The following is a 13,135-nucleotide window of genomic DNA, read 5'->3' as shown; positions in this document are numbered from 1 at the left end:
GATAAATTGGAGCGAAGTTGAAAATAGAAGTAATAAATTAAAATGAAAAGATTTCGACAATATATAGGCGGAGCTATTATAAAGGGTTTCGCAATGGTTGTTATAATAACTGCGGTTGGATGTTCTTCAGAAGAAAAAAAAACAGGTGCTAATGGAACATCAGAAACCAAAAATTTTGATGAAAAAGATTTGGTACAATACGTAGACCCCATGATTGGCACCGCCAAAATGGGGCATACCTATCCCGGCGCCACCGTTCCTTTTGGGAGTATACAGTTAAGTCCGGATACCGATACGATTCCGTATGGGGTAGATGGGCATTACAATCCGGATGTGTATAGATATTGCGCAGGATATCAGTACGACGACCCTACAATCGTAGGGTTCAGTCATACGCATTTTAGCGGTACGGGCCATTCTGATTTAGGAGATTTCCTTATTATGCCAACAACCGGGGAGCTCCAAATGAATCCGGGTACCGAAACCAATCCCGATAGTGGCTATCGTTCCCGTTTTTCTCATGATAAGGAAGATGCCGAGCCGGCTTATTATAGTGTAATTTTAGACGATTACAATATTAAGGCCGAATTAACGGCAACTACCCGTGTGGGAATGCATCAGTATACATTTCCAAAGTCGGAGCAGGCGCATATCATTTTAGATTTAACATCGGGGATCTATAATTACGATAACAAAAATGTATGGACCTTTGTACGCGTAGAAAACGATACACTGGTAACAGGTTATCGCCAAACCAATGGGTGGGCACGGACCCGTACCGTTTATTTTGCCATGAGTTTTAACAAGCCTGTTGCCAAATATGGGCAGGTTAATTATGACAATAATGTGTATAAAGGGTTTTGGAGAAAGTTCGACCAGAACACAAACTTCCCCGAAATGGCCGGCGAAAACTTAAAAACATATTTCGATTTTAATACTTCTGAAGGAGAAAAAATAAAAATCAAATTTGCCATATCACCGGTTAGTACAATAGGGGCCATTAAAAATATGAAAGCAGAAATTCCGCATTGGGATTTTGATAAAGTAAAAACAGAAAGTCAGGAAAAATGGAACAAAGAGCTTAATAAAGTTCAAATAGAGCCCATAAACAATGCCGAAATGATTAACTTTTACACCGCCATGTATCATGCCTTTTTAGGGCCAACCGAATATATGGATGTAGATGGAAAATACCGTGGATTGGATATGAACATTCATCAAGCCAACGGGTTTACCAATTATACAAGTTTTTCGCTTTGGGACACATACCGGGCCTTGCACCCATTGTTTAATGTATTACAGCCCAAACGAAATTCAGACATGATTAATTCCATGATTGCACATTACGATCAAAGCGTGCATGGAATGTTGCCTGTATGGTCGCATTATGCCAACGAAAACTGGTGCATGATTGGTTACCATAGCGTGTCGGTTATTGCCGATGCCATTGTAAAAGGCAATACAGGTTTCGATGCCAAAGCAGCTTTGGCCGCTAGTGTACACACGGCTAAAGTGCCCTATTACGACGGATTGAAATATTATATGGAAAAAGGCTATGTTCCAGAAGATAAAAATGGAGCTTCGGTTTCTAAAACCCTGGAATATGCATACGATGATTGGGCCATAGCACAGGCAGCCAAAAAAATGGAGAATGAAGCCGTTTATGATGAATTTATAAAGCGTTCTGAAAATTATAAAAATGTATTTGATAAAAACAGTGGTTTTATGCGTCCTAAATTAGACGATGGCTCTTTCAAGAAACAATTCGATCCATTGGATACGCACGGGCAAGGTTTTATCGAAGGAAATTCATGGAATTATAGCTTGTATGTGCCGCACGACCCTAAGACCATAATAGAATTGATGGGCGGAAAAAAGCAATTTTCGCAACATCTGGATTCGTTGTTTTCCATGGAATTGCCCGATAAATATTTTGCCAATACCGAAGACATTTCCAGAGAAGGGATAATAGGGAATTATGTACATGGTAACGAGCCCTCTCACCACGTAGTTTATTTGTACAATTGGACAGATACACCATGGAAATCGCAGGATAAAATTAGGATGATCCTTAAGGCCATGTACCAAGCAAAAGAAGATGGATTGGGCGGCAATGACGATTTTGGGCAAATGAGTGCCTGGTACATTTTTAGTACGCTAGGATTTTACCCCGTAGCACCGGGATCTGATGTATATGCTCTTGGGAGCCCAGCCATGAAAAGTGCAAAAATTCAACTGGAAAACGGCAATACTTTTACAGTCGTAGCCGAAAATCAATCAGAAAAAAATGTGTTTGTCGATAAGGTAACCCTTAACGGAAAGGAACTAAAAGCACCTTTTATAAAACACAGCGATATAATGCAGGGCGGGGAATTGCATTTTTATATGAGCAATAGCCCCAACAAAAACCTGTATACAACCAACTAAGCATAGAAAGAACGTAATAGAATATTAATTAAACACAAACTCAAAATGTCTTTTCAAATTAAAGAAGCTTCCAAAGTCTACGATGTACTTATTGTAGGATCGGGAGCGGGTGGTGGAATGGCTACAAAAATACTTTCTGAAGCTGGCTTTAACATAGCGGTTTTAGAAGCAGGTCCAAATTTCGACCCCGCCAACCCAGAACAACAAACTCAGTTTAAATGGCCATACGAATCGCCGAGAAGAGGGGCAAGTACTACCCGTGCCTTTGGTGATTTTGACATGGCCTACGGAGGGTGGGAGCTGGACGGAGAACCGTATACACATAAAAATGGAACTAAGTTCGATTGGTTCCGTTCCAGAATGTTGGGTGGTAGAACCAACCATTGGGGGCGTATATCGCTTCGCTTTGGACCTTTGGACTATAAAAGAAAAGATTTCGACGGTAAGGGAGACAATTGGCCTATTGGCTACGAAGATGTAAGGCCTTATTACGATAAGGTTGATAAACTAGTGGGTGTTTTCGGTACCAAAGAGAATATTCCAAACGAGCCCGATGGATACTTTTTGCCGCCCCCAAAACCGCGTTTGCACGAATTGTATTTACAAAAAGCAGGCGGGAAAATGGGGCTTCCTGTAATTCCTTCCAGATTGTCCATCTTAACCAAACGTGTTGATAATCGCAGAGGTGCTTGTTTTTATTGTAGTCAATGTTCGCGTTCATGCAGTATTTATGGAGATTTTTCGTCTTCTTCAGTACTTGTAAAACCCGCGTTGGAATATGACAATGTAGACCTGTACGTAAATGCAATGGTACGTGAAGTTTTAACAGACGATAGCGGCAAGGCAACAGGCGTTTCATATGTAAATAAGGAAGACCTTCAAGAATATACCGTAAAGGCCAAAGTGGTTATTTTGGCGGCAAGTGCTTGTGGTTCTGCCCGAATTTTACTGAATTCAAAATCAGAAAGGTTCCCTGAAGGATTGGCAAATTCAAGTGGTGTTGTGGGAAGATACCTGCACGATTCCACCGGAGCATCAAGATCGGCTATAATTCCGGAGTTAATGGATAGAAAACGTTATAACGAAGATGGAGTTGGCGGAATGCACATGTACGTGCCATGGTGGCTAAACGATAAGAAAAACCTAGGCTTTTCTAGAGGATACCACATTGAGTTTTGGGGAGGCATGGGCATGCCTTCATACGGAGCAGGGATGGGCATTCAAAACCTAAATGGAAGATTTCAGCGCAAAGGTGAAAACAAGAAGAAGGCAGGAGGATATGGTGTAGGGTTAAAAGAAGACGTCTACAAATATTACGGAGCCATGGTTGGAATGGCCGGAAGGGGCGAAAGTATCCCTCAAAAAGATAATTATTGTGAGATAGATCCTAATGTAGTTGATAAATTCGGTATTCCTGTACTTCGTTTTAACTACAACTGGACAGACGACGAGCGTAAACAAGCCAAGCATATGCAGGATACCTTTGAAGAGCTGTTCCATAACATGGGCGCTACGCCACTTGGCGATAAACCGGGCGAAGAAAGCGACCACGGCTTGGAAGCTCCCGGTAGAATTATTCACGAAGTAGGTACAACCCGTATGGGAGACGATCCTAAAACCTCTGTATTGAACAAGTACAACCAAGCACACGATGTCCCCAACTTATTTGTAATGGACGGTGGTGCTTTTGTATCGCAAGCTGATAAAAACCCGACATGGACTATCTTGGCCCTTGCCTGGAGAGCATCAGAGTATTTGACCCAAGAGATGAAAAAAATGAATATTTAAAACATTAGAATCATGGATAGAAGAAAAAGTTTAAAGGCTATGGTAGCTGGAACCGTAACATCCGGATTTATGTTTTCGGCATGCCTCACGGATTCCGAAGAAAAAACGATTGCCAAAACCGATGCCCCTGCCGATAGTGACAATAATTACGACACTACCCGGACTGTCGAGGAATTAGCTCGCGAAAAGGAATTAAGGGACCAAAAATACTTTAACGACCACGAACTGGAAACACTTACCGTTCTGGCCGATATCATTATCCCCGCAGAAGGAGAATATCATGCGGCCAGCGAAGTGGGCGTAGTCGACTTTATAGCATATATTGTGCTTGACATGCCGCACCATCAATTGCCATTACGCGGCGGAATTATGTGGATAGACCATGAAAGCAATAAGCGCTACAATAAAGTGTTTAAAAACGCTTCAAAAGAAGAACAGATCGCCATTGTGGACGATATTGCCTATCCAGAGGAAGTAAAACCGGAACACGTCCAAGGGGAACGCTTTTTCTCTCGGTTAAGGGACCTAGTTTCAACAGGATATTTTACCAGCAAGGAAGGAATTGAATATCTGGGCTATGTTGGTAATACACCAAATGTTTGGGATGGTGTTCCAGACGATGTATTGTCACAGTACAACATGAAATACGACCAGCGTACACTGGATGTGTGTATTAAACCGGAAGAGCGCCAAGAAATAGCCAATTGGGATAATTACGAGGTGTAATTATCATATAAATAGAAAAGAGTTTTAGAATGAGTTTAATACTAAAGAGTGTCCAAAATTTTTGGATGCTCTTTATTCTTTTATAAAGGTTCTTGTACTTACGTGGTGATATACATCATCAATATCCTTTTGTTTGTAATCGTTAACAGTGGTAAGCTTGTTTTCATTGATGGTATACAACAAAGCAATTACGTTTTTATCATTGTGAACGCTTCCGTAGGTAAGAATTACTTTATCCCCCTCAACGGTATAAGTTCCCTTTTTGGTTGTTTTTTCCAAGGAATTATTTTGTATATCTTTTGAATGTTCGTTTTGTATAAAATTTCCATTTTTCCTAAATACCATATAAAACGCATTGTCGCCGTTGTAAGAAAAATCATCTTCATTTATCAGTTTGTCATTCTCATAAAGCTTTTCGGTATATGTAAGGGCTTTCCATTTTCCAACAATATTATGGGCGCCCTTTTTATCGGGCGTATCAATATTTAATGTGGCGGCAATTTTAGACAGTATGGAAGTAAGTTTATTCATATGTTAACTAGTGAAAGGGGCTATGCAATCTTACTTAAAATATTTATCAACAGCAAGAAAATTTTTCTATATATGACTTAAAATTATATTAAAAATTTCCCATACTTGTCTTATTTGCACGATATTGCCTTAGTTTTATAAATATAACACCAAGACCTTGTTTTGTTAAATTACTTATATTTATATTTGAGAAAACCAATTTCGCAATGAAACCAGACCTTTTTGAAGCACCCGATTATTATAATTTAGACGACCTTCTTTCAGACGAACATAAATTGGTTCGCGATGCGGCCAGAACATGGGTGAAGAAAGAAGTATCTCCTATCATTGAAAATTTTGCCCAAAAAGCAGAATTTCCAAAGCAATTATTAAAAGGATTGGCAGAAATAGGGGCTTTTGGGCCCTATATTCCGGAAGAATATGGAGGGGCTGGTCTTGACCAAATAAGTTATGGCCTCATTATGCAGGAAATAGAACGTGGCGATAGCGGTGTACGTTCAACAGCATCAGTTCAATCGTCTTTGGTAATGTACCCCATTTGGAAATATGGAACTGAGGAGCAATGTAAAAAATATCTGCCAAAATTGGCTACGGGCGAATTTATGGGGTGTTTTGGCTTAACCGAGCCCAATCACGGTTCGAATCCGGGTGGAATGGAAACGAAGTTTAAAGATGCTGGGGATTATTATGTGTTGAATGGTGCCAAATTATGGATTTCCAATGCACCTTTTGCAGATATTGCGGTGGTATGGGCAAAAAACGAAGAAGGTCGTATTCATGGTTTAATAGTAGAACGGGGCATGGAGGGCTTTTCTACGCCGGAGACACATAATAAATGGTCGCTTCGTGCTTCGGCAACCGGAGAACTTATCTTTGACAATGTAAAGGTCCCCAAAGAAAATTTATTGCCGGGTAAAAACGGATTGGGCGCACCGCTTGGCTGTTTAGATTCGGCACGTTATGGAATAGCCTGGGGCGCCATTGGCGCAGCAATGGATTGCTACGATACGGCATTGCGTTATGCCAAAGAGCGAATTCAATTTGACAAGCCCATTGCCGCTACACAATTGCAACAAAAAAAATTGGCCGAAATGGTCACTGAAATAACAAAGGCACAACTGTTGGCCTTTCGTTTGGGGCAGCTAAAAAATGAAGGACGTGCAACCACTGCCCAAATATCGATGGCCAAACGCAATAATGTAGCAATGGCTTTAAATATTGCACGTGAAGCACGACAAGTATTGGGGGCCATGGGAATTACCGGAGAATATAGCATTATGCGCCATATGATGAATTTGGAAAGCGTAATTACATATGAAGGCACACACGATATTCATTTATTAATTACAGGAGCCGATATTACCGGTGAACAAGCATTTAAGTAAGTTGGGTTAAAAGAGAAGAATTAAGGGGTTAAGCGCTACATTTTTCGGAGGTATATTTTAATCGTATCCTCCATAGTCCATAGCAACATAGCATAATAAAATCCCAAATCAGTATCTTTGCATTATGTATGCTTTGGTAGATTGTAATAATTTTTATGCTTCATGTGAGCGGGTGTTTCAACCGCATCTCAATAATAAACCTATAGCCATACTTTCCAATAATGATGGGTGCGTAATTTCCCGAAGCGATGAAGCTAAAGAGCTGGGATTACCCATGGGAGCTCCGGCTTTTAAGTATAAAAGTTTTTTTGCTGAAAAGAGTATTCATGTGTTTTCTTCCAATTATCCGTTGTATGGCGACATGAGCACACGGGTGATGAATATTTTACGGCAATTTACCCCATTGGTGGAACATTACAGCATAGATGAAGCTTTTCTAAAGTTTGATGTTGATAAGGCAACCGATTATACTTCCGTAGGAAAACAAATAAAAGAACGTGTTTTTAAATGGACGGGAATGCCCATTAGCATCGGGATAGCCCGTACCAAGGCCTTGACCAAAGTGGCCAATAAAATTGCCAAGAAATATAAAGACAGGACAAATGGCGTTTATGTAATAGATGCTGAAGAAAAACGCATTAAAGCATTACGATGGATCGCAATCGAATCGGTTTGGGGTATTGGAAGAGGGCACAGTAAACGATTGCAATCAAAAGGCGTAAAAACGGCTTTCGATTTTACATTGTTAAGCGATGTATGGGTGCGCTCAGAAATGGGAGTTACGGGACTTCGTTTGAAAAAGGATTTGGAAGGACAGCCCACATTAGAATTGGAGAATGATGTTACGGCACCCAAAAAAGCCATTGCAACTACCCGAAGTTTCGAATATACATATTCCAACCTGGATAACCTTAAAGAACGCATTTCTACCTTTGCCGGAAGTTGTGCAGAGAAATTGCGCAAACAACATAGCAGTTGTAATTTTATGTATGTTTTTTTAAAGAGCGATCGGCATAAAGCAGATGAAGAACAGCACCGCGGCGGACTTTTGGTTACCTTGCCCTATCCTACCGATTCGTCGCTTACCTTGGTAAAATATGCAGTGAACGCCGTAGAGGGCATTTATAAATATGGAATAAAGTATAAAAAAGCAGGGGTAATTGTTTCCGGGCTGGTGCCCACCAATGCACGTCAGCTGGATATGTTCTTGGAAGAAGACCCCAAACACCACAGTTTGATGAAAATCATAGATGGCATCAACAATAAGTATGGAACCCTTAAAATAAAAATTGCCAATCAAGATTTAAAGCGTACCTGGAAAATGCGCCAAGAACATCTTTCGCCAAGATATACTACCAATATAGACGAAATAATACGGGTGAAATAATGGATGACAAAAAAAGAAATCTTCAATTTTTTAAACCGGACAAAACAACCCGGTCGTCATTAGAATTGGTAGATGGCGGGATTTCCGCCGGATTTCCATCGCCTGCCGAAGATTTTAAGGAAACACGCATAGACCTCAATAAAGAACTAATAAAAAATACCGAAGCAACCTTTTATGCACGTGTGAGCGGTCAATCTATGGAAGGTGCCGGCCTCGACGATGGCGACCTTTTAATAATTGATAAAAGTTTGGAGCCTATTGATGGAAAAATAGCCGTATGCTTTATCGATGGCGAATTTACCGTAAAACGGTTAAAAATAGGGAAAGAAGGATTGCTTTTAATGCCAGAAAACAAAAAGTATAAGCCGCTAAAAATAGAAGAAGAAAACAAGCTTATTATATGGGGCATAGTTACCTATGTTATTAAAAAAGTGTAGGGTTTTTAATTATAAAAGAAATAAGCATGGACGCGTTTATAGGAATCTCGATTATTGCTTTTCTAACATTTTTTTTCTTAAAATGGATTTTGAAGAAATTAAAGGTTGGAAGTAAAAACAGTAGGAATTCCACGGCTATTTTTTCAGCATTAATAGCAAGTCCTTTTATTTATTTTGGCATTATTTTTTTATGGATGTTTTCGGCCTCGTATTACCCTTCAGAAGAATTTTATAAAAAGGAATGGGATACAAATGTCGAAGAAAGATATAAAATGTCTAAACATATTATAGAAAGCCAAATGTTAATAGGTAAAACCAAAGCAGAAATAATAGTCTTGTTGGGAAAAGAATTTTATATATATAATGAAAATCATATAGCTTATACCCTTGGTTTTGTGCCGGGATTATTTAATATAGACCCAGATGTTTTAGATGTAATTTTTAAAAATGGAAAAGTAATTGAAGTAGCACAGCACGAATCCTAAATAATTTATCTTCTTATCAACAACGCTATTACTTTTTCTTAAACTATCCTTATTTTAGCTTTTTTACATTTAAATATTTAGGAGAGTGAAAATTATATCGTACAACGTAAACGGAATACGCGCAGCTATTAATAAGGGATTTTTAGATTGGCTACAATCGGCCGACCCAGATGTAATATGCTTGCAGGAAATAAAAGCAAACAAAGAGCAACTGGACCTTTCGGTTTTTGAAAATGTCGGTTATCCGTATCATTATTGGTACAGCGCCGAAAAAAAGGGGTATAGCGGGGTTGCTATTTTGTCCAAAACCCAGCCCAATAGCGTAACCTATGGAACAGGAATCGATTATATGGACGCCGAAGGAAGAAACCTGCGCGCCGATTTTGATACATGCTCGATTATGAGCCTTTACTTACCGTCGGGGACCAACATTGCCCGGTTGGAACATAAATTGACGTACATGGCAGATTTTCAAAAATATATAAATGCACTGAAGCATGAAGTTCCTAATTTGATTATTTGTGGCGATTATAACATTTGTCACGAAGCCATAGACATTCACGACCCGATACGAAATGCCAAGGTCTCCGGTTTTTTACCGGTGGAAAGGGAATGGATTGGCGAATTTATCGACAGTGGATTTATCGACAGCTTTCGTTTTTTCAACAAAGAACCACATAATTATAGTTGGTGGAGCTACCGTGCCAATGCTAGGGCCAATAATAAAGGATGGCGTATAGACTACAACATGGTAGCCAAACCCTTACAAGAAAAGTTGAAAAGAGCCGTTATATTACCAGAGGCAAAACATAGCGATCATTGCCCTATTTTAGTTGAAATAGAAGATTAATTTAATATGATAAAGAAAGTTTTTATAGGATTGTTCCTTGTAGCAATAAACGCATCCTGTGTATCTTCAAAGGTATATAACGACCTTCAGGGCAGGTACGATGCTTTAAAAGAAGAAAAAGAAAATCTTTCGGCAGAAAACCAACAATTGGATACCGATAACAATCGGTTGCAGAACGATCTTGACGCGCTTCAGAAAAAATATGATAAAGTTTTGGCCGAACGCAATCAATTACAGCAAGATTATACGGCCACAAAGAATAATTTAGACAATCTTCAGGCTTCCTATAATGCATTGGAAAAAAACAGCAGTGCAGCAATTGCGGCCAATTCTGAAAAAAACAGGGAACTGCTCCGCCAATTGGAAGAGAAGGAAAAAGCCCTGGCCGCAGAAAACGCAAGGCTTGAAACACTTAAGCAACAGCTGGACGCGCGGTCTAAAAGGGTAGACGAACTCGAAGGGCTTATTGCCGCTAAGGATGCGGCCATGAAAAATTTAAAAGATGCCATTTCCAGGGCATTGCTTGATTTTGAAGGAAAAGGGCTTACCGTGGAACAACGCGGCGGAAAAGTGTATGTTTCCATGGAGAATAAATTATTGTTCCAAAGTGGTAGTTGGGCGGTAAATGCCAATGGTCGCAAGGCGGTACAACAATTAGGGAATGTGCTCGCCCAAAACCCGGATATAAATGTGCTTATTGAAGGACATACCGATAATGTGCCATACAGGGGCAATGGACCTTTGCAAAACAATTGGGATCTTTCTACAAAAAGGGCAACTTCCATTGTACAGATTTTACAGGAAAATAGCCAAATAGACCCTGCAAACCTCACCGCGGCGGGAAGGGGCGAATATGTGCCGGTTGCCAGCAATACAACTACCGAAGGGAAAGCAAAAAACCGTAGGATTGAAGTAATCTTGACACCAAAGCTCGATGAGGTTACCAAACTGCTAAACGATATGTAGGAATTACTATTCCTTAATTTTGTATTTTTGAGAAGATTTCTGAAAGTGGAGTTTTTACAATCCCTTTTAGAAATCTTCTTTCATTATAAAAAATCGCATTCAATGAAGTATACAAAACTACCCAACTCCAATATAGAAGTAAGTAAAATTTGCCTCGGGACCATGACATGGGGTAAACAAAATACCAAAGAAGATGGCCATGAACAAATGGATTATGCCTTGGCAAACGGGGTGAATTTTTTTGACACGGCCGAATTGTATGCAATTCCGAAGGAAAAAGAAACACAGGGCGTAACCGAGACAATTATTGGAGAATGGTTTAAAAAAACCGGAAATCGGGATAAAATCGTGCTGGCTTCTAAAATTGCCGGCCCATCCGAGTTTAACGAGCATTATATACGCAACGGCGGCTTTACCAAAAAAGCATTTAACGAGGCTATACATACAAGCTTACAAAGACTGCAAACCGATTATATCGATTTGTACCAATTGCATTGGCCCGACCGAAAATCCAATTTTTTTGGCAAACGCGATTACCAATATGACCAAACCGAGCAATGGAAAGATAATATCCATGAAATTTTAAATATTTTGGAAGGATATATAAAAGAAGGTAAAATTAGGCACATTGGACTTTCAAATGACGTACCGTGGAGCGTAATGCGCTATCTGGAAGAAAACAAATACAATGGCCTACCACGTATTGCAACAGTTCAAAACCCATATAATTTATTGAATAGGACTTATGAAATTGGCCTTGCAGAAATATCAATGAAAGAAAATGTTGGGCTACTCCCATATTCTCCTTTGGCCTTTGGAAGGCTTACCGATAAATTTATCGAGAAAAAAGGGATAGAAGATGCAAGGATTACCTTGTTTCCCGAAATGGGCAGATACAATGGTGAAAATGCCTTAAAAGCCACGCAAAAGTATTATGCATTGGCCAAAAAACACAAGATTTCCATGGCTACTTTAGCTTTGGCATTTGTAAATTCCCGGCCTTTTGTTACCAGTAATATTATTGGAGCTACCAAAATGGATCAGCTTAAGGAAAATATAGCAAGTATCAACATGGAATTGGATGCTGAAGTTATAAATGAAATTAACAGCATACACGCAAGCATTCCAAATCCCGCGCCATAGAAGTTAAAAACTAATACTTTTGAAGGTTGCTAAGTTGCTCTGTTTTTAATTAACATGGGTTCTTCGGCATGTTTGTAGTTGAGATATAGTTGGTTGCAAATTACCAATGTACGGTCGAGCTATTGGCTTCATAGTTGTTTTTAACATAGAGGTTTTTAAAACACACCTTAAATCGAAACTCAGGTTAATGAAGACTTTTTTTCAGCTGAATCTAATCATCAATCTACTTTTCTAAAAGTAAGTGTATGTTCTGCTGAAGTAAGGGTTAAAATGAGGTTTTTATATTTGTAGTGAAACTTCATATTGTTTACAATCTGCAAAAACTGGGTTTCAAGTTCGGCATTCGGGCACATCATTTTTGTGCTGGCCAAAGCCCCAATTGCAAGCGAGTCCTTTTCAACCACCAGTGTTCCGTTAATACGGTTGCAACCACCAAACCCAAAAACTTGTCCGTTTCTTAAATTGAATTCCAAATTAGGGCGTTTCATGGTTTTATCTATTGCCTTGCCATCAATGGTTTCCAATGCCCAGATATCGTTTAGCCTATAATCGCCAATATATTTTCCGCAGCCTTCAAAAGTTTTGTAATTTTCCATGTCTTTTTCTTTGGCTTCGATATAGACTTTGTATGAAAAATCTTCGTTGGCATTGGTAATGCAGGGCTTTTTAAAGATTGTTACCTGCAAAATACCCGCTTCTGTTTCTGCCAAATAGTTTAAAGCATTTGTGTCTTGAGGAATGTTTGGCTCCGGTACCGGGGTTGTTAATTTTTTTGGTCTATCGAGCGATGTAAAATTCATGGCATTATCAAAATCTATCAACAGGCTCCAGGATGGGTTGTCTCCCGAAGCAATAAAATCTACACCTTCCGGGATTTTGGTTTTTTCTTTTTGGGTTATTTTTACCACTTCTTTGGTTTCAAAAGTGTTTTTTTGATTCTTTTTAGCGTCTTTACAAGCCATTAGGCTTACAATTACTACAAATGTTACTATAACTTTTTTCATCATTAC

The 13,135-nt window shown here is 39.4% G+C and carries 12 protein-coding genes; 10 read left to right on the top strand and 2 right to left on the bottom strand.

Features of this window, described 5'->3' with window-relative positions; translation table 11 throughout:
• Positions 1 to 42 precede the first annotated feature (42 nt).
• Genes PSF86_RS09650 through PSF86_RS09640 form a run of 3 tightly spaced genes read left to right on the top strand, consistent with a single transcriptional unit; the run spans position 43 to position 4,941 of the window.
• On the top strand, positions 43 to 2,427 hold the full coding sequence (locus tag PSF86_RS09650) for a GH92 family glycosyl hydrolase (RefSeq protein WP_277899869.1): 2,385 nt from the start codon (positions 43 to 45) through the stop codon (positions 2,425 to 2,427).
• A 45-nt stretch (positions 2,428 to 2,472) separates the two neighbouring features.
• Entirely contained in the window at positions 2,473 to 4,215 is a 1,743-nt protein-coding gene (locus tag PSF86_RS09645) for a GMC family oxidoreductase (RefSeq protein WP_277899868.1), read from the top strand.
• Between the two features lie 12 nt (positions 4,216 to 4,227).
• On the top strand, positions 4,228 to 4,941 hold the full coding sequence (locus PSF86_RS09640) for a gluconate 2-dehydrogenase subunit 3 family protein (RefSeq protein ID WP_277899867.1): 714 nt from the start codon (positions 4,228 to 4,230) through the stop codon (positions 4,939 to 4,941).
• Between the two features lie 72 nt (positions 4,942 to 5,013).
• Here the strand turns inward: PSF86_RS09640 and PSF86_RS09635 are convergent, their stop codons facing one another.
• Positions 5,014 to 5,472 (bottom strand): hypothetical protein, encoded by a 459-nt coding sequence (locus tag PSF86_RS09635; protein ID WP_277899866.1) that lies wholly within the window; start codon positions 5,470 to 5,472, stop codon positions 5,014 to 5,016.
• Positions 5,473 to 5,678: 206 nt separating this feature from the next.
• Between PSF86_RS09635 and PSF86_RS09630 the strand changes: the two genes are divergently transcribed.
• From PSF86_RS09630 to PSF86_RS09600, 7 genes are all read left to right on the top strand, one after another.
• Complete coding sequence (locus PSF86_RS09630; protein ID WP_277899865.1) at positions 5,679 to 6,857, top strand: acyl-CoA dehydrogenase family protein; 1,179 nt, start codon at positions 5,679 to 5,681, stop codon at positions 6,855 to 6,857.
• 124 nt (positions 6,858 to 6,981) lie between these two features.
• Positions 6,982 to 8,244 (top strand): Y-family DNA polymerase, encoded by a 1,263-nt coding sequence (locus tag PSF86_RS09625; protein ID WP_277899864.1) that lies wholly within the window; start codon positions 6,982 to 6,984, stop codon positions 8,242 to 8,244.
• Complete coding sequence (locus PSF86_RS09620; protein WP_277899863.1) at positions 8,244 to 8,681, top strand: LexA family protein; 438 nt, start codon at positions 8,244 to 8,246, stop codon at positions 8,679 to 8,681. The genes PSF86_RS09625 and PSF86_RS09620 overlap by 1 nt, the downstream gene beginning before the upstream one ends.
• Positions 8,682 to 8,707: 26 nt before the next feature.
• Entirely contained in the window at positions 8,708 to 9,166 is a 459-nt protein-coding gene (locus tag PSF86_RS09615; protein WP_277899862.1) for a hypothetical protein, read from the top strand.
• Positions 9,167 to 9,251: 85 nt separating this feature from the next.
• Positions 9,252 to 10,016, top strand: a complete 765-nt coding sequence (locus tag PSF86_RS09610) for an exodeoxyribonuclease III (RefSeq protein WP_277899861.1) — start codon at positions 9,252 to 9,254, stop codon at positions 10,014 to 10,016.
• Positions 10,017 to 10,022: 6 nt separating this feature from the next.
• Positions 10,023 to 10,982, top strand: a complete 960-nt coding sequence (locus PSF86_RS09605; protein ID WP_277899860.1) for an OmpA/MotB family protein — start codon at positions 10,023 to 10,025, stop codon at positions 10,980 to 10,982.
• A 102-nt stretch (positions 10,983 to 11,084) separates the two neighbouring features.
• Positions 11,085 to 12,125, top strand: a complete 1,041-nt coding sequence (locus tag PSF86_RS09600; RefSeq protein WP_277899859.1) for an NADP(H)-dependent aldo-keto reductase — start codon at positions 11,085 to 11,087, stop codon at positions 12,123 to 12,125.
• A 218-nt stretch (positions 12,126 to 12,343) separates the two neighbouring features.
• Here the strand turns inward: PSF86_RS09600 and PSF86_RS09595 are convergent, their stop codons facing one another.
• On the bottom strand, positions 12,344 to 13,129 hold the full coding sequence (locus tag PSF86_RS09595; protein ID WP_277899858.1) for an META domain-containing protein: 786 nt from the start codon (positions 13,127 to 13,129) through the stop codon (positions 12,344 to 12,346).
• Positions 13,130 to 13,135: the final 6 nt, after the last annotated feature.

The sequence above is a fragment of the Galbibacter pacificus genome (assembly GCF_029603165.1).
In the GTDB taxonomy this organism is placed as follows: Bacteria; Bacteroidota; Bacteroidia; order Flavobacteriales; family Flavobacteriaceae; genus Galbibacter; species Galbibacter pacificus.
This window is presented reverse-complemented; position numbering and strand designations above follow the sequence as displayed.

Bases quoted from the DNA above. Each gene is read 5' to 3' on its own strand.
- PSF86_RS09650 (WP_277899869.1), top strand. From the start codon at position 43: ATGAAAAGATTTCGACAATATATAGGCGGAGCTATTATAAAGGGTTTC.
- PSF86_RS09645 (WP_277899868.1), top strand. From the start codon at position 2,473: ATGTCTTTTCAAATTAAAGAAGCTTCCAAAGTCTACGATGTACTTATT.
- PSF86_RS09640 (WP_277899867.1), top strand. From the start codon at position 4,228: ATGGATAGAAGAAAAAGTTTAAAGGCTATGGTAGCTGGAACCGTAACA.
- PSF86_RS09635 (WP_277899866.1), bottom strand. From the start codon at position 5,472: ATGAATAAACTTACTTCCATACTGTCTAAAATTGCCGCCACATTAAAT.
- PSF86_RS09630 (WP_277899865.1), top strand. From the start codon at position 5,679: ATGAAACCAGACCTTTTTGAAGCACCCGATTATTATAATTTAGACGAC.
- PSF86_RS09625 (WP_277899864.1), top strand. From the start codon at position 6,982: ATGTATGCTTTGGTAGATTGTAATAATTTTTATGCTTCATGTGAGCGG.
- PSF86_RS09620 (WP_277899863.1), top strand. From the start codon at position 8,244: ATGGATGACAAAAAAAGAAATCTTCAATTTTTTAAACCGGACAAAACA.
- PSF86_RS09615 (WP_277899862.1), top strand. From the start codon at position 8,708: ATGGACGCGTTTATAGGAATCTCGATTATTGCTTTTCTAACATTTTTT.
- PSF86_RS09605 (WP_277899860.1), top strand. From the start codon at position 10,023: ATGATAAAGAAAGTTTTTATAGGATTGTTCCTTGTAGCAATAAACGCA.
- PSF86_RS09600 (WP_277899859.1), top strand. From the start codon at position 11,085: ATGAAGTATACAAAACTACCCAACTCCAATATAGAAGTAAGTAAAATT.
- PSF86_RS09595 (WP_277899858.1), bottom strand. From the start codon at position 13,129: ATGAAAAAAGTTATAGTAACATTTGTAGTAATTGTAAGCCTAATGGCT.